Below are 14,897 nucleotides of genomic sequence, written 5' to 3' on the forward strand. Positions count from 1 at the left end.
GGGTCTCGGCCACCTTGGCGACGACGCTCAGCCGCAGCACCAGCAGTACGGCCAGCAGCACGGTCAGCGCCGTGACCGTCATGGCGTCGTGGGCGGAGACCGGCTCACCGACGCCCATGAACGTCCGGCCCAGGACGGAGACCAGCGGGCTGAGCAGGGCCGGCGCCAGGAACATGGTCACCCGGACCCGCCCGGACAGGGCGGACATCTGCGTGTGGCGGGCGCCGGCCAGGCTGGGATGCAGCATGGCGGCCCCGACCAGGGCCGCCCAGCCCAGCCAGCAGACCGTGGTGACGGCTCCGTACGACCGGCCCGACGCCTGGTCCAGCAGGTAGACGATGTCGGAGAAGAACATGGCCACGTAGGAGGCGCTCAGCATGTTCAGCCACGGCGCGCGGTTGTTGTCGAGGGCGATGCGCACCACGAGACCGACGATGAACAGGTCGATGACGGGCAGGGCCAGCGTGGAGGCGAGATCGGCGCCGACGTCCGGGGCGCGGTCCAGGATCGGGTCGAGGAACAGGGTCCACAGCGGCATGGCCACGCCGACGGTGATGACGCCCGCGTCCAGGAGCGCGGCCCCGCGCGAGCCCGTGGCCTTCAGGCTCAGGATGACCAGCGCGGCCAGCGGCATGACGTAGGAGGCGACGATGGCGATCTGGTAAAGGCGCAGGACGAAGGGGTCCCCCAGCCAGATCCAGCCGATGCTCCAGCCGAGGACGGTCCCCAGCAGGTTGGTCAGGAACCCCGCGCACACCAGGAGCCACGGCCAGGACCCGCGCGGGCCGTACCGGCGCATCCCCACGACGACGGCCACGGCGGAGGCCGCCGGCAGCAGGATCCAGGGCAGCGCCTCGACGGCCGGGGAGAAACGGGCCATGAACGGCGCGATCACCGCCAGCAGACATCCCAGCAGGAGGAAGACCAGCCAGGCGCGGGGGTGACCGGCGAGACGCGGTACGGCGGTGCGGGCCGCCGCGGGCAGAGCCGATCTCATGATTCCCCGCAGGACCGGCTGGGCGGCGTCGCCGCAGGCGCGGCCACCGGATGAACAGAGGCGGACATGTCGTTCGGTTCCTTCCGTGGACCTGGTGTCCCCTCATCGGCACCGGAGCCGGGCGGTTAACCCAAATCAACGGAAAATCTGCCCCTGCCGACCCTCCCGGCGAACGTCCCTGCCCACCCTCCCGGCGGACGCCCCTACACCTGACCCGCGTCGTGGACCACCAGTGCGATCTGGACGCGGTTGTTCAGCTCGCACTTGGCCAGGATCCTCGATACGTGGGCCTTGACCGTGGCCACGCTCATGTAGAGCTCGGCGGCGATCTCCGCGTTCGACCTCCCCTGGCCGACCGCGACCGCGACCTCCCGCTCGCGCTCGCTGAGCCCCGCCAGCAGGCTCAGCGCCCGTTCCCGGCGGGACCCGGCCCCGCCCTCCGCGACATGCGCGATGAGCTGGCGGGTCACGGCGGGCGACAGAATGGGTTCGCCCGCTCCGACCTTGCGGACCGCGGCGACCAGCTCGCCCGGTGGGGTGTCCTTGAGCAGGAACCCCGCCGCCCCGGCGCGCAGGGCCCGCAGCACCTGGGCGTCGGCGTGGAAGGTGGTCAGGATGACCACCTCGGGCGCCGGAGCGGCGGCGCGCAGGCGCTCGGTCGCGGTCAGGCCGTCCACTCTGGGCATGCGGATGTCCATCAGCACGACGTCGGGCCGGTGCTCCGCCACCAGTTCCGGAACCTCGTCCCCGTCGGCGCCCTCTCCCACGACGGTGATGTCACCGGCACCACCGATGATCATCGAGAGCCCGGCCCGGACGAGGGCGTCGTCGTCGACGATCAGTACGCGGATCGGCTGTCCCGGGGGCGGCGAACTCATGCCGGTCACGTTAGCCCTCTCCCGCGTCCCGGGCCGCCCGGGCCCCTCACGCCGCCCACGGCAGCCACGCGCTGAGCCGGAACCGGCCGTCGGGCGCCCTGCCGTACTCCAGGCGTCCGCCCATGAGCTCGGCCCGTTCGGTGAGCCCGATGAGGCCGGTGCCGCTGCCCGGGATGGCCTGCCCCTCGGTCATGGGGTTGTGGATCTCGACGGTGAGCCCGTCGCCGGGGCCGCCCGCGACCACCATGCTCACCGGCGCGGCGGCGGCGTGCTTGCGTGCGTTGGTCAGCCCTTCCTGCGCGATCCGGTAGGCGTTGCGGCCCAGCCGCGCCGGGACCTCCTCTTTGCCGGTGACCTTCAGGTCGAGGGTGACGTCCATGCCCGCCGCCCGCGACTCCTCCGCCAGGCCGGTCAGGTCCGACAGCGTCGGCTGGGGCCGGTCGGGGACGGTCTCCTCGGCGCCCAGCCGGAGCACGCCGATGACCTCACGCAGGTCCTGGAGCGCCTGATGGGCACCCGAGCGGATCACCTCCGCCGCCTTGGCCACGTCGTCCGGCGGCATGTCCGGCCGGTACTCCAGCGCGCCCGCGTGCACGCTGAGCAGCGAGAGCCGGTGGGCGAGCACGTCGTGCATCTCCCTGGCGATGCGCTCGCGCTCCAGCCGCCTGGCCCCCTCCACCCGCAGCTCGGCCTCCGTCTCGGCCCGTTCGGCGCGTTCGTGCAGGGAGACCACGAGCTGGCGGCGGGCCCGCACGAGCATGCCCCAGATCGTCACGACCAGAAGGGCCAGGATCATCACCGCGAGCCCCGCCCGGAAGGACAGCTCGGGGTCAGGCCGCATCACCAGATAGACGGGGACCGTCGCCATGTTCAGCCCGGCCACCAGCGCCGCGTGCTTGAACGGCCGGTGCACGGCCACCGTGAACAGCGCCGCCACACCCGCCCCGCCCCCGACCTCCGACACGAGCGAGACCGGCACGAGGGCCAGGGCGAGACCCACGGGCCAGCGCCGGCGCAGCCACACCGAGGCGCATGAGACGACGCCGATGAGCTGGTCGGCGATCCGTACCGGCTTCGGCAGGTCGAGGTTGCCCTGTATCTCCACCGCCGCGAGGAGCCCGATCCCGGCGGCCAGCAGGAAGATGACGGTGTCCACGATCCAGTCGCGCGTCGACCGCCGGACCCTGGGCCGCTCCTTCGGCGGCGCGTCGCGCAGGCCCCCGGGCAGCAGCCAGCGGTACTCCGTCACGTGTTGGGTCACACATAGTGACATTAAGGGCAATACTCACTCTTCCGGAACCGACCAAAGTCGATGCCGTGTCGCCCTCCGGCCGATGCGCCCGGATGCCCGCGGCGGCCATGATCGGCCTCATGAGACGCTTCGTCGAGCTACTCGGTCTCCTGCTGATCATCCAGGGCGTCGGGACCGTGGTGAACGCCCTCCTGGGGTGGTGGAGGTGGGCCCACGACCTCCTCGTGGTCAACCGTCTCGGCTTCCTGGAGGGCTGGGAGGTCCTCGCCGGGATCGTGCTCGGCGTTCTGGGAGTGGCGGTGTGCGCGGCGGCCCGTACGGAGAACCGCGCCTTCTGAACCGCACCCTCCTGAACCCCTGAACCGGACGTCCCGGCCGCGTCTCCGAAGCGCACCGTGACGTGCGCCGTGATGCGCGCTGTGATGCGCGCTGTGATGCGCGTCATGGCATCCGCCGTGCTAAATGTCGGTCGCGGCTCCTATGGTCGTGACCGTGGAAGATGCCGTGCAGGGAACTCTGGACGAGCTGGGCACCCCGCTCGACCGGATCACGTTCGTGGTGTTCGACCTGGAGACCACGGGCGTCTCCGCGGCCGAGCACGCGATCACCGAGATCGGCGCGGTGAAGGTGCGGGGCGGGCAGGTGCTGGGCGAGTTCGGCACCCTGGTCGACCCCGGGACCCCCATCCCCCCGTTCATCTCGGTGCTGACCGGCATCACCGACGCGATGGTCACGGCCGCCCCGAAGATCGAGTCCGTGCTCCCCGCCTTCCTGGAGTTCGCCGCGGGCACCACGCTGGTCGCCCACAACGCGGGCTTCGACGTGGGGTTCATCAAGGCGGCCTGCGCGGCCCACGGCTATCCCCCTCCCGTCCATCCCGTCGTCGACACCGTCAAGCTGGCCCGCAAGCTGCTGACCCGGGACGAGGCCCCCAACTGCAAGCTCGCCACGCTGGCCCGCCTCTTCAGCTCGACCGAGCCGTGTCACCGCGCGCTGTCCGACGCCCGGGCCACCGTGGACGTGCTGCACGCGTTGCTGGAGCGGGCGGGCTCCTTCGGCGTGCACACCCTGGAGGAGCTGACGGGCTTCGTCCGCGCGCCCACGCCGGAGCAGCGCCGCAAGCGGCACCTGGCCGAGACGATCCCCTCCGCGCCCGGCGTCTACGTCTTCGAGGACGACCGCGGCGAGCCGCTCTACGTCGGCAAGAGCGTCAACCTCCGCACCCGGGTCCGCGGATACTTCACCGCGAGCGAGACCCGCCCTCGCATCCGGGAGATGGTCGGCATCGCCGCGCGGGTCCGGCCCATCGTCTGCGCGACCGCGCTGGAGGCGGAGGTCCGGGAGCTGCGGCTGATCGGCTCGGCCAAGCCGCGCTACAACCGCAGGTCGCGTTTCCCGGAGAAGGTCGTCTGGCTCAAGCTCACCGACGAGCCGTTCCCGCGCCTGTCGGTCGTCCGCGAGATCAAGGACGACCGGGCCGGCTACCTGGGCCCGTTCACCAGCGCCCGCGCCGCCGAGGACGCCCGCACCGCGCTGCACGAGGCGGTGCCGCTCCGCCAGTGCTCCGACCGGATCCCGCTGCGGGTCACCGACCGCACGAGGCGCTCGGCGTGCGCGCTGGCCGGCCTCGGCAGGTGCGGCGCACCGTGCGAGGGCCGTCTGGACGCCGAGGAGTACGGCCGGCACGCCGCCGCCGCCCGCCGGGCCATGGAGCTGGACGCCGCCCCGGTCTTCAGCGCGATCGAGGCCCGGATGCAGCGGCTCGCCGCCGACCAGCGTTACGAGGAGGCCGCGGCCGACCGCGACCGGCTCGCCGCCTTCATCCGCGTCTCGGCCCGGATGCAGCGGCTGCGGGCGCTGACGTCGATCCCGCACCTGGTCGCGGCCGCTCCCCTGGCGGGCGGCGGCTGGGAGATCCACGTCGTCCGGTACGGCCGGCTGGCCTCCGCCGGGGTGATGCCCGCCGGCGCGCACCCCACGCCGTTCGTGGACGCGCTGGTGGCCACCGCCGAGACCGTCTCCCCCGGCCCGGGCCCCATACCCGCGGCCGGAGCCGAGGAGACCGAGTGCATCCTGCGCTGGCTGGAGACCCCGGGCGTGCGGCTGGTCCAGGTGGAGGGCACCTGGAGCCTGCCGGTCTCGGGCTCGGGCCGGCTCAAGGCGCGCATCGACCGCGCCTACGAGCGGATGGACACCCCGCCGCACCGGTGGAGCGAGGGCCGCCCCGAGCGCTGATAACTTCGGATCCTGCATGCCGTACTCAATGAGGAGGAAGCTGTGATCACCGCGATCGTGCACATCAACGCGGAGGTGGACCGGATCCCCGAGGTCGCCCAGACGATCGCCGAGATCGACGGGGTGAGCGAGGTCTACTCCGTCACCGGTGAGTACGACCTGATGGCCATGGTCCGCGTCACCGCCTACGAGGAGATCGCCGAGGTCATCCCCGGCCGGATCAACAAGGTCTCCGGGGTGCTGCACACCGAGACGCACATCGCCTTCCGTGCCTACTCCAGGCACGATCTCGACGCCGCTTTCTCCCTCGGGCTCAGCGAGTCCGACTGACGCGGGGATTCCGCGGCTTCCCCGGGTTCCGTGAGTTCCCCGGGCTGCGCGGGCCCGGCCGGGCGGGCGGCCTGCCACGGCGGATAGGAGCCGCGCGCCTCCCCGGCCGTGGGCAACCGGGCCCACACCTCGAAGCCCCCGTCGGGGTGCGGCGCCGCCTGCAGGGTCCCGCCGAACAAGGTGACGCGCTCGCGCATCCCGAGCAGGCCGTTCCCGGGGGTCGCGGTGGTTCCGGCGGCCCCGGGGATCGCGGTGGGCCCGGTGGGCGCCGCCCGCCCGTCGTCGCGGACCAGGACGTCCAGGAAGCCCGGACGCCAGCGCAGCGTGACGCGGGCCGCCCCGGCCCCGGCGTGCCGCAGGGTGTTGCGCAGCGACTCCTGGACGATCCGGTAGGCGGCCAGCTCCAGCGTGGGGCCGACCTCGGCCGGGCGGCCGTCCTCGACCACCTCCACGCGCAAGCCCTCCGCGCGCACCTTGGCGAGCAGGTCGGCGAGGTCGGACAGCCGGGGCTGGGGCGCCCTGCTCGCCGGGACGCCGCCGTGGCCGAACAGTCCCAGCATGCGCTGCAGTTCCGCGAGGGCCTGGCGGCCGGACTCCTCGGCCTCCCACAACGTCTCGCGGGCCCGGACCGGGTCCTTCTCCATGATCATGCGACCGGCGCCGACGCCGAGCGTCATCACGCTGATCCCGTGGGCGACCACGTCGTGCAGCTCGTGGGCGATGCGGGCGCGTTCGGCGGCCAGGGCGGCGTGGGTCAGCGCGTCCCGGTGCCCGGCGAGCTCCGCCTGCCCGTCCCGCAGGCGCGCGGCCAGGCGCCTGCGGTCGCGGGCGAGCCGCGCGGCGGCCAGGGACAGGCCCGCCGCCACGAGCAGGAGGAGGACATCGATCAGGTCAACACGCCACATGGCGGCAATGTAGGCCGCCCGTCCGGACGGGGGCGTCCCCTCACGGGGGGACCTCCCATCCGCCCGTGAGAGGAGCCGCGCCGGTCACGACCGCAACGACGCGCTGACCTCGATCCAGCGGTCCAGGGTGGCGGCGGCGGCGCCGGAGTCGACCGCCTGCGTGGTCCGGGCGTAGGCCGCGGTCATCTCGGCGTCCAGGTCGTCCCCGGGGCCGTCGAGCGCGACCAGGGCCGCGGCGGCGTTGAGCAGCACCGCGTCACGGACCGGACCGGTCTTCCCGCCGAGGAGGTCGTGCACGGCCTGGGCGTTGAAGGTCACGTCCCCGCCGCGCAGCGCCCCCGCCTCCGCCCGGGGGATGCCGAGCACCGCCGGGTCGAAGACGGTCTGCCGGGCGGCGCCGTCACGGATCACCCAGACCGTGGACGTGGTGGCGATGGTGAGCTCGTCGAGGCCGTCGTCGCCCCGGAACACCAGGGCCGAGACGCCCCGCTCGGCGAAGACGCCGGCCACGACCGGGAGCATGCGGGCGTCGTAGACGCCGATCGCCTGGGCCGCCGGGCGGGCCGGGTTGGTCAGCGGGCCCAGGAAGTTGAAGACCGTCGGCACGCCGATCTCCTTGCGCGTGGGCCCGGCGAAGCGCAGCGCGGGGTGGTAGACCGGCGCGAAGCAGAAGGCGATGCCCGCCTCGACCGCGACCCTGGCGGTGTCCGCCGGGGCCAGGTCCAGTACGACCCCGAGGTGCTCCAGCACGTCGGCGGCGCCGCAGGAGGAGGAGGCCGCCCGGTTGCCGTGCTTGACCACCCGCGCGCCCGCCGCGGCGGCCACGATCGCGGCCATGGTGGAGACGTTGACGGTGTGCGCGCGGTCGCCGCCGGTGCCGACGATGTCCACGACCGGGCCCTCGACCGAGAGCGGGGTGGCCCGTTCCAGCATCGTGCGGGCCAGGCCGGTCACCTCCGCGACCGTCTCGCCCTTCGCCCGCAGCGCCACCGCGAACCCGGCGATCTGCGCGGGGGTCGCCGCACCGGACATGATCTCGTTCATCGCCCAGGCGGTCTCGTCCGCCGTCAGGTGCTCGCCGGCGAGCAGGGCCGACAGCAGCGCGGGCCAGGTGGTGCGCGCGTCCATGGGGTCTCCGTAGGGGGTCTGCGGTTCTACCGGTGCCGGCCGGACCGCTGGCGGGCGGTCCGGCGGGCGGGAGGGCGGCCGGGCCGCCGGCGACCGGTCCGCCGGAGGGGGGCCGGAAGGACAGACGGCCGCCAGTGGGCGGTCAGCCGGGAGGACAGACGGCCGTCAGCGGGCGGTCAGCCGGGAGGACAGACGGCCGTCAGCGGGCGGTCAGCCGGGAGGACAGACGGCCGTCAGCGGGCGGTCAGCCGGGTGGACAGACGGTGGCGCATGAGGCCGGCGACGGTCTCGGCCAGCGTCACCGGGTCGATCGGCTGCGCCACGACGGCCTCGGCGCGGGACCACTCGGCCAGCCAGCGGTCGTCGCGCCGGGCGATCAGCAGGCAGATGGGCGGGCAGTCGTGGACCTCGTCCTTGGCCTGGCGGGCCACGCCCATGCCGCCGGCCGGCTTGGCCTCCGCGTCGAGCACGGCGACGTCGATCTCGCCCGAGTCGAAGTGCTGGACGACCTTCGCGTGGGTGGCGCACTCCACGATCTCCACGAGGGGCACGTCGGCGGCCGGACGCCGGCCGATCGCCTGGCGCACCTTCTCTCGGGTGCTCGCGTCGTCGCTGTAGACGAGGACCCTCATCTTGTCGTCGGTGCTCAAGGTCGCGCTCACTATCCCTTGTCGATGTATGGTCACCTGGGATGCTACCGGTCACCTCGCCTGGAGACCCAGAGCGGAGGCCCCCGCGCATAGATTGCCCGATACGTCCAGATTAGCGAGGCGGTTGAACCCCCTAACGGGGGGTCGTGCGGCGACCCGACCAGGGGAGCCGCAATAATGCTGCCCGTGGCGACAGCATCCGCAATACCAACGACGACGACAGCCCACTCGTCCAGCAGACCCGACATGGTCAGCGTCGGGACGATCGTCTGGCTGTCCTCCGAGCTCATGTTCTTCGCGGCGCTGTTCGCGATGTACTTCACCATCCGGTCGGTGAGCATCGGCCAGGGACTCCCCTGGCCCGAGGCTCACCTCAACGTCCCGTTCGCACTGGGCAACACGATCATCCTGGTCCTGTCGAGTGTGACGTGCCAGCTGGGCGTGTGGGCCGCCGAGAAGGGCCAGGTCGCGAAGCTGCGGTTCTGGTACATCGTCAGCTTCATCATGGGCGCCGTCTTCGTCGCCGGTCAGCTGTACGAGTACTCCGAGCTCTTCTCCGAGGGGCACACCCTGTCGCACACCGCGTACGACTCGGTGTTCTACCTGACCACGGGCTTCCACGGCCTCCACGTGACCGGTGGACTGATCGCGTTCCTGTTCATGCTGGGACGCACGTACGCCGCGAAGCGCTTCACCCGTGAGCAGGCGACCAGCGCGATCGTCGTGTCCTACTACTGGCACTTCGTTGATGTGGTCTGGATCGGCCTTTTCGTGACCATCTACGGCATTCATTAAGGAATCGGGGATCTCTGTGAATAGGATCACCGCTAGGCGGCGGCATCCGCTCGCGAGATACGCCGTCCTGCTTCTGGCCTTGGGGCTGCTGGGGTTCTCCTACACCCTGGTGGCCCCGACGAGTGAGCGGGCCGACGCGGCCATCGCCTCCGGCAGGGCCGACGACGTGGCGGAGGGCAAGAAGCTCTTCCAGCAGAGCTGCGCCAGCTGCCACGGCCTCAACGCCGAGGGCATCCAGGGCCGCGGCCCGACCCTCGTGGGCGTCGGCGCCGCGTCGGTGGACTTCCAGGTCGGCAGCGGCCGTATGCCCCTGGCCACCCTGGGCGCCCAGGCACCGCGCAAGAAGCCGGCCCCCTGGGTGAACGAGGACACCATCCGCCAGCTCAGCGCCTACGTCCAGTCCCTCGGCGGCGGCCCGACCGTGCCGACCGCCGAGCAGGTCGATCCGGCCAAGGGCAACCGGGCGAAGGGTGGCGAGCTGTTCCGCGCGAACTGCATCCAGTGCCACAACTTCGTCGGCGCCGGCGGTGCTCTGACGCAGGGCAAGTACGCCCCCGAGCTGACCGAGGCCACTCCGACTCAGATCTACGAGGCCATGATCACCGGCCCGCAGGCGATGCCGGTGTTCAACGACAGCATCATCACGCCCGAGCAGAAGCGCGACATGATCGCCTACATCATCGGCCTGCAGCACGAGCCCAACCCCGGCGGCGCCGGTCTCGGCCGCATCGGTCCGGTCACCGAGGGCCTCGTGCTCTGGGTCGTGGGCATCAGCCTGCTCGTTCTGGCCGCCATCTGGATCACCGCGAAGAAGCGACAGGCCCAATGACAGACAACATGAAGGACATCGAGCAGCCCGACGAGCGCGTTCCCAAGCGCATCGTCGGCACCCCTTCGCCCGCGACGAGCACGGCCCTGCTCGGCAGGGAGGAGAACACCGGGGCGGCCGACGTCCCCGGTGTCGACCTGCAGGACGAGAAGACCGCGAAGAAGGGCGAGAAGATCGCCGCCCTCCTCTTCACCGTCACGCTCCTGTCCGGGATCGCGTTCATCGTCTCCTACGTGGCGTTCCAGGTCGGCGACGTGGAGAGAGCCCGGATCTCCAACCTGGCGCTGGGCGGCTCACTCACCCTGGCGCTGCTCTCGCTGGCCTCGGGCCTGGTGGTCTGGGTCCGCATGGTCATGCCCAAGTACAAGCTGATCCAGGAGCGCCACGCGATGGCCTCCGACGGCGAGACCCGGGCGTACGTCGGCGAGACCTTCCTGCAGGGCGCGGCCGAGAGCGGCATCACCAAGCGGCCGCTGCTGCGCCGTACGCTCCTGGCCGCCGCGGCCCCGCTGGGCCTGGCCCCGCTGGTGCTCCTGCGCGACCTCGGCCCGAACTACAGCGACTTCCCGGCGAAGCTGCGGCACACGGTCTGGGGCGAGAAGACCAAGGAGGGCAAGAACCGCAAGCTCGTCGTCGAGGGCACCGGCGCGCCGATCCGCGCGGCCGACTTCAACTCCCCCGGCGGCATCCTCTCGGTCGTGCCCGAGGGCTACGAGCACGACCTGAACGCCCTGGCCAAGGCCACGCTCATCCTGATCAAGTTCCGCCCGGAGGAGCTCAAGTCCGGCACGAACCTGAACTGGACGCACGACGGGATCGTGGCCTACTCCAAGATCTGCACGCACGTCGGCTGCCCCGCGGCCCTGTACGAGCAGACCACGCACCACATCCTGTGCCCGTGCCACCAGTCGACCTTCGACGCCGCCGACGGCGCCAAGGTCGTCTTCGGCCCGGCCGCCCGACCTCTGCCCCAGTTGCCGATCGCCGTGGACGAAGAGGGCTACCTCGTCGCCACGGGCGACTTCCCCGTTCCCGTCGGTCCCAGCTTCTGGGAGCGCGGCGACGCCGAGGCCGAGGTTCGTGAGAACGGAGGCCAGTCATGAGCCACTCCACCGCCGGTGTTCCCAAGCCCATCGCGGGGCCGAGCGCCTACCTCGACGACCGCCTCGGCGCGGGGAACTTCCTCAGGCGCAACCTGCGCAAGGTCTTCCCCGACCACTGGTCGTTCCTGCTGGGCGAGATCGCCCTGTACTCGTTCATCGTGCTGCTGCTCACCGGGACGTTCCTGACGTTCTTCTTCAAGCCGAGCATGGAGCACGTCATCTACGACGGTTCCTACGAAGCGCTCAAGGGCGTCGGGATGTCCGCCGCCTACGCGTCGGCGCTGGAGATCAGCTTCGACATCCGCGGCGGCCTGCTGATGCGGCAGATGCACCACTGGGCCGCCCTGCTGTTCATCGCCGGCATGATGGTGCACATGCTCCGCGTGTTCTTCACCGGTGCATACCGCAAGCCGCGTGAGCTCAACTGGATCATCGGCGTCATCATGCTCAGCCTCGCGCTGTTCGAGGGTCTGACCGGCTACTCCCTCCCCGACGACCTGCTCTCCGGCGCCGGTCTGCGGATCACCGAGGGTGTGGCGATCTCGCTGCCGCTGGTCGGCACCTGGATCACCTTCTTCCTGTTCGGCGGCGAGTATCCGGGCGAGGACATCATCGCCCGCTTCTACTCGCTGCACATCCTGCTCATCCCGGGCGTCCTGCTGGCGCTGATCTCCGCCCACATGATCCTCATGTGGGTGCAGAAGCACACGCAGATGCCGGGCAAGGGCCGGACGAACAACAACGTGGTGGGCGCCCCGTTCTACCCGGCCTTCATGGCCAAGGCCGGCGCCTACTTCATGTTCACCTTCGGCGTCATCGCGCTGCTGGGCACCTTCGCGCAGATCAACCCGATCTGGTTGTTCGGCCCCTACACGCCGGCGGACATCTCGGCGGGCTCCCAGCCCGACTACTACATGGGCTTCCTCGAAGGCTCGCTCCGCCTGATGCCCTCGTGGGAGATCAACATCTTCGGGTACACGCTCGCGCTGAGCGTGATCATCCCGGCGCTGGTCCCGCTGGGCATCGTCATGACGGGCCTGGCCCTGTATCCGTTCATCGAACAGTGGATCACCGGCGACCGCCGCGAGCACCACGTCGCGGACCGTCCGCGCAACAACCCGCACCGCACCGCGATCGGCATGGCCGGCATCACCTTCTACGGCCTGCTGTGGCTGCTGGGCGCCAACGACGAGATCTCCTGGACGTTCCACGTCTCGCTCAACTGGACGACGTACGTCGGCCGGGTCCTGATCTTCGTCGGCCCGGTCATCGCCTACATCATCACCTACCGGATCTGCCTGGGCCTGCAGCGCAGCGACGCCGCGATCATCGGGCACGGCGTGGAGTCGGGCGTCATCAAGCGCCTGCCCCACGGCGAGTACATCGAGGTCCACGTGCCCCCGGCCGAGGACATCGAGGCCCACATGCGGGGCAAGGAGCCGATCCCGATGATCTCCGGGGTCGACACCGAGCCCGGCGGCATCCCGCCCAAGGGCCTGCGCGGCCCGATCGGCAAGCTCAAGGCCAAGATGAGCAAGGCCTACGGCGGCGAGAAGATCCCGCTGGACGACGGCCACGGCCACGGTCCCGCGCATGACGACGCCGGCGAGCACGCCGCGGTGGGTGCGACCGAGGACAAGTCCATCACCCACTAGCAGCCCGGATCACGGGCAGGACGGAACGGCGAAGGCCCGGGCGGTTCGACCGCCCGGGCCTTCGCCGTCCCCGGGGAGCGCCCCCGGGAGACCTCAGGCGGACTCGGTGATGAAGCTCTTGGTGGTGCTCCACCGGGTCCACTGCGTCCAGTCCTCCTGCCAGTGACCCCAGCCGTTCAGGGGCTCCAGCACACGCGGGGAACCGGTGATGATGATCGGATCACCGATCAGGGTGTTGTCGAGGAACCACTTCGCGTGGCCGGGGCTGACGTTGACGCAGCCGTGGCTCACGTTGGCGCTCCCCTGCGAGCCGACGGACCACGGGGCGCTGTGGATGTACTCGCCGCTGTTGGAGATGCGGACGGTGTTGTAGACGGTCAGGCGGTAGTAGCCCGGCTGCCCGGGGCCGATGCCGGGTGAGGTCATGATGGTCACCGGCTCGCGGGACATGGCCAGATGGATGCCGCTGGTCGTGTGGTACTTCCACAGCCCGCCCTTGCCCGCGCTCATCGGGATCTCCCGGATCACCTTCCCGTTGCGCCGGACCGTCAGGTGGTGGTCCTTGACGCTGCCCTCGGTGATCTGGGAGCGGCCGATCTTGAAGTCGAGGACGTGGTCGCGCCTGCCGTACGCGCCGCCGCCGCCGTGCACCCCGGCCAGCCGGGCCTCCAGACGGACCCTGGTGTTGGCGGGCCAGAAGGTCTTGGGCCGGAAGTGCACCGTACGGTCGTCGAACCAGTGCCAGGCTCCCTTGACCGGCTTGGAGGTGCGGACCAGGAGGTTCCGCTCGACGGAGACGCGGTCGGTGATGTCGCGGTCGAAGCTCATCATGATCGGCATGCCGACGCCCACGGTCAGGCCGGTGTAGTCCTCGTGCGGCATGAGGCTCGTCACGGAGAAGGCCTGCCGCGCCCGTACGGTGGTGAAGGACGTGACGGACTCGGTGGTGTCGCCGTCCGCGTTGACCGCCACCGCGGTGACCTCGTAGGTGGTCCCGGGAGCGGCCGTGCCCCGGCTGCGCCACTGGGTGCGGTCGGCGCTCAGTGCGCCCTGCAGGGAGCCTCTGCGGCTCTTCACGGTCACCTTCTTCAGCGTGCCGCCCCCGGCTCCGATCAGGACGGTCGTGTCGGTCGGCACGTTCCCGCTGCGGTCCGCGGGCGCCACGACCACCGTCGCGGCCGGCGCCGCCTTCGGGGCCGCGGCCCGGCGGGGATCACCCGCCACCTCCCCCGTGCCCGAGATGCCGCCCGCCGAGCACGCCGTCACCAGCGCCAGCGCCAGCAGTCCCGGCGCACGGGCCGAGCCGCGGATCACCTTCCCCACAATGAACTCCCCCGTCATCGTTTGATCTTTCCCGCTCGGTACTTACCCGGGGTGAGCCGTGCGGCATCTGACACCTCCTCCTTGAGCAGGTAATAAACGCCAAAAAGCGGGCCACGGAAGGTTTCCGTGGCCCGCTTCCGGCGGATCGCGGGACGCTCGGCGTTCACAGCGCCCGACGGGGCGATCCCGGCCGCGCAGCGCGCCGCGGCCGGGTCGGGGATCAGTGCGAGAAGTTGCCCCGGTAGTACTCGAAGACGAACCCGATCGTCGCCATGATCGTCGCGAAGACGCCGATCAGGAACAGCCACCAGCCGATCGCGAAACCGGCCGCGGTGAGCGCGATGGCCAGGCAGAGGAAGAGCGGCCACCAGCTGTGGGGGCTGAAGAAGCCGAGTTCCCCGGCGCCGTCGCTGATCTCGCCTTCCTTGTTGTCCTCCGGCTGGTTGCCGATGCGGCGCGCCGTGTAGAGCAGGTAGTAGCCGATCATGAGGGCGAAGCCGACCGAGATCGCCATCGCCGTCGTGCCGACCGGCTCCTTGGACCAGTACCAGTAGACGACGTCCACCGCGGCGAAGAAGACGCCGACGAGGATGAACATCCAGCCCTGAACCTTCATCGGATCTCCTCCGGCCCGTTCGAGTCCTTGATGTCCTTCGGCCCGCGCGAGTCCTTGATGTCCTTCGGTCCGGGCGAGTCCTTGCGCTCAGCGGGAAGAGCCGGCGACCCGGAGGGCGTGGGAGCCGTGGCGTGCGGGTGCTTGAGGTCGAAGGCGGGGCGCTCGGAGCGGATGCGCGGCAGCGAGGTGAAGTTGTGCCGC

At 71.1% G+C, this 14,897-nt stretch carries 16 protein-coding genes; 7 read left to right on the plus strand and 9 right to left on the minus strand.

What is annotated here, in order from left to right; all coding sequences use genetic code 11:
- The 3 genes from IEZ08_RS37540 to IEZ08_RS37550 form a co-directional block, all read right to left on the minus strand.
- Window positions 1-997 (minus strand): hypothetical protein (locus IEZ08_RS37540; RefSeq protein ID WP_189244082.1); only part of this gene is annotated, 997 nt, incomplete at its 3' end.
- A 203-nt stretch (window positions 998-1,200) separates the two neighbouring features.
- A complete protein-coding gene (locus tag IEZ08_RS37545) occupies window positions 1,201-1,875 on the minus strand; it encodes a response regulator (protein WP_068928599.1) in 675 nt (224 codons plus the stop codon).
- Between the two features lie 46 nt (window positions 1,876-1,921).
- Window positions 1,922-3,136: a sensor histidine kinase gene (locus IEZ08_RS37550; protein ID WP_229803936.1), complete on the minus strand. Its 1,215-nt coding sequence runs from the start codon at window positions 3,134-3,136 to the stop codon at window positions 1,922-1,924.
- A 110-nt stretch (window positions 3,137-3,246) separates the two neighbouring features.
- Here IEZ08_RS37550 and IEZ08_RS37555 point away from each other — a divergent pair, with 110 nt between their 5' ends.
- From IEZ08_RS37555 to IEZ08_RS37565, 3 genes are all read left to right on the plus strand, one after another.
- Window positions 3,247-3,465: a hypothetical protein gene (locus tag IEZ08_RS37555; protein ID WP_068928598.1), complete on the plus strand. Its 219-nt coding sequence runs from the start codon at window positions 3,247-3,249 to the stop codon at window positions 3,463-3,465.
- A gap of 142 nt (window positions 3,466-3,607) precedes the next feature.
- Window positions 3,608-5,362 carry a DEDD exonuclease domain-containing protein gene (locus IEZ08_RS37560; RefSeq protein ID WP_068922564.1) on the plus strand — a complete coding sequence of 585 codons (1,755 nt, stop codon included), beginning with the start codon at window positions 3,608-3,610 and terminating at the stop codon, window positions 5,360-5,362.
- 42 nt (window positions 5,363-5,404) lie between these two features.
- Window positions 5,405-5,692 (plus strand): Lrp/AsnC family transcriptional regulator, encoded by a 288-nt coding sequence (locus tag IEZ08_RS37565; protein WP_068922563.1) that lies wholly within the window; start codon window positions 5,405-5,407, stop codon window positions 5,690-5,692.
- Here IEZ08_RS37565 and IEZ08_RS37570 read toward each other — a convergent pair.
- From IEZ08_RS37570 to IEZ08_RS37580, 3 genes are all read right to left on the minus strand, one after another.
- Entirely contained in the window at window positions 5,635-6,597 is a 963-nt protein-coding gene (locus IEZ08_RS37570) for a sensor histidine kinase (RefSeq protein ID WP_068922562.1), read from the minus strand. The two genes, IEZ08_RS37565 and IEZ08_RS37570, sit on opposite strands and share 58 nt — an antisense overlap.
- Before the next feature lie 84 nt (window positions 6,598-6,681).
- Window positions 6,682-7,725, minus strand: coding sequence for an anthranilate phosphoribosyltransferase (gene trpD / locus IEZ08_RS37575; protein WP_068922561.1), 1,044 nt, complete (start codon window positions 7,723-7,725; stop codon window positions 6,682-6,684).
- 233 nt (window positions 7,726-7,958) lie between these two features.
- Window positions 7,959-8,357, minus strand: coding sequence for a response regulator (locus IEZ08_RS37580; RefSeq protein ID WP_084780936.1), 399 nt, complete (start codon window positions 8,355-8,357; stop codon window positions 7,959-7,961).
- Window positions 8,358-8,552: 195 nt separating this feature from the next.
- On the opposite strand from IEZ08_RS37580, the gene ctaE reads away from it, so the two are divergent.
- The 4 genes from ctaE to qcrB are packed head-to-tail and all read left to right on the plus strand — an operon-like array spanning window position 8,553 to window position 12,757.
- Window positions 8,553-9,170: an aa3-type cytochrome oxidase subunit III gene (gene ctaE, locus IEZ08_RS37585; RefSeq protein ID WP_068922559.1), complete on the plus strand. Its 618-nt coding sequence runs from the start codon at window positions 8,553-8,555 to the stop codon at window positions 9,168-9,170.
- Between the two features lie 16 nt (window positions 9,171-9,186).
- Window positions 9,187-9,999 carry a cytochrome bc1 complex diheme cytochrome c subunit gene (gene qcrC, locus IEZ08_RS37590; RefSeq protein ID WP_068922558.1) on the plus strand — a complete coding sequence of 271 codons (813 nt, stop codon included), beginning with the start codon at window positions 9,187-9,189 and terminating at the stop codon, window positions 9,997-9,999.
- Window positions 9,996-11,102 (plus strand): cytochrome bc1 complex Rieske iron-sulfur subunit, encoded by a 1,107-nt coding sequence (qcrA, locus tag IEZ08_RS37595; RefSeq protein ID WP_068922557.1) that lies wholly within the window; start codon window positions 9,996-9,998, stop codon window positions 11,100-11,102. Before qcrC ends, qcrA begins: the two co-directional genes overlap by 4 nt.
- Window positions 11,099-12,757 (plus strand): cytochrome bc1 complex cytochrome b subunit, encoded by a 1,659-nt coding sequence (qcrB, locus tag IEZ08_RS37600; protein WP_068922556.1) that lies wholly within the window; start codon window positions 11,099-11,101, stop codon window positions 12,755-12,757. The genes qcrA and qcrB overlap by 4 nt, the downstream gene beginning before the upstream one ends.
- A 93-nt stretch (window positions 12,758-12,850) precedes the next feature.
- Here the strand turns inward: qcrB and IEZ08_RS37605 are convergent, their stop codons facing one another.
- The 3 genes from IEZ08_RS37605 to IEZ08_RS37615 form a co-directional block, all read right to left on the minus strand.
- On the minus strand, window positions 12,851-14,080 hold the full coding sequence (locus IEZ08_RS37605; protein ID WP_084779886.1) for a L,D-transpeptidase: 1,230 nt from the start codon (window positions 14,078-14,080) through the stop codon (window positions 12,851-12,853).
- 220 nt (window positions 14,081-14,300) lie between these two features.
- Window positions 14,301-14,696, minus strand: coding sequence for a cytochrome c oxidase subunit 4 (locus tag IEZ08_RS37610; RefSeq protein WP_068922554.1), 396 nt, complete (start codon window positions 14,694-14,696; stop codon window positions 14,301-14,303).
- On the minus strand, window positions 14,693-14,897 hold a 205-nt coding region (locus IEZ08_RS37615; RefSeq protein ID WP_229803938.1), incomplete at its 5' end, for a hypothetical protein. The genes IEZ08_RS37610 and IEZ08_RS37615, both read right to left, overlap by 4 nt.

Source organism: Planobispora rosea, from assembly GCF_014648175.1.
Taxonomy (GTDB): Bacteria; Actinomycetota; Actinomycetes; order Streptosporangiales; family Streptosporangiaceae; genus Planobispora; species Planobispora rosea.

Coding starts and splice junctions, on each gene's coding strand:
- IEZ08_RS37545 (WP_068928599.1), bottom strand. CDS start 1,875: ATGAGTTCGCCGCCCCCGGGACAGCCGATCCGCGTACTGATCGTCGAC.
- IEZ08_RS37555 (WP_068928598.1), top strand. CDS start 3,247: ATGAGACGCTTCGTCGAGCTACTCGGTCTCCTGCTGATCATCCAGGGC.
- IEZ08_RS37560 (WP_068922564.1), top strand. CDS start 3,608: ATGGTCGTGACCGTGGAAGATGCCGTGCAGGGAACTCTGGACGAGCTG.
- IEZ08_RS37570 (WP_068922562.1), bottom strand. CDS start 6,597: ATGTGGCGTGTTGACCTGATCGATGTCCTCCTCCTGCTCGTGGCGGCG.
- trpD (WP_068922561.1), bottom strand. CDS start 7,725: ATGGACGCGCGCACCACCTGGCCCGCGCTGCTGTCGGCCCTGCTCGCC.
- IEZ08_RS37580 (WP_084780936.1), bottom strand. CDS start 8,357: ATGAGGGTCCTCGTCTACAGCGACGACGCGAGCACCCGAGAGAAGGTG.
- ctaE (WP_068922559.1), top strand. CDS start 8,553: ATGCTGCCCGTGGCGACAGCATCCGCAATACCAACGACGACGACAGCC.
- qcrA (WP_068922557.1), top strand. CDS start 9,996: ATGACAGACAACATGAAGGACATCGAGCAGCCCGACGAGCGCGTTCCC.
- qcrB (WP_068922556.1), top strand. CDS start 11,099: ATGAGCCACTCCACCGCCGGTGTTCCCAAGCCCATCGCGGGGCCGAGC.
- IEZ08_RS37610 (WP_068922554.1), bottom strand. CDS start 14,696: ATGAAGGTTCAGGGCTGGATGTTCATCCTCGTCGGCGTCTTCTTCGCC.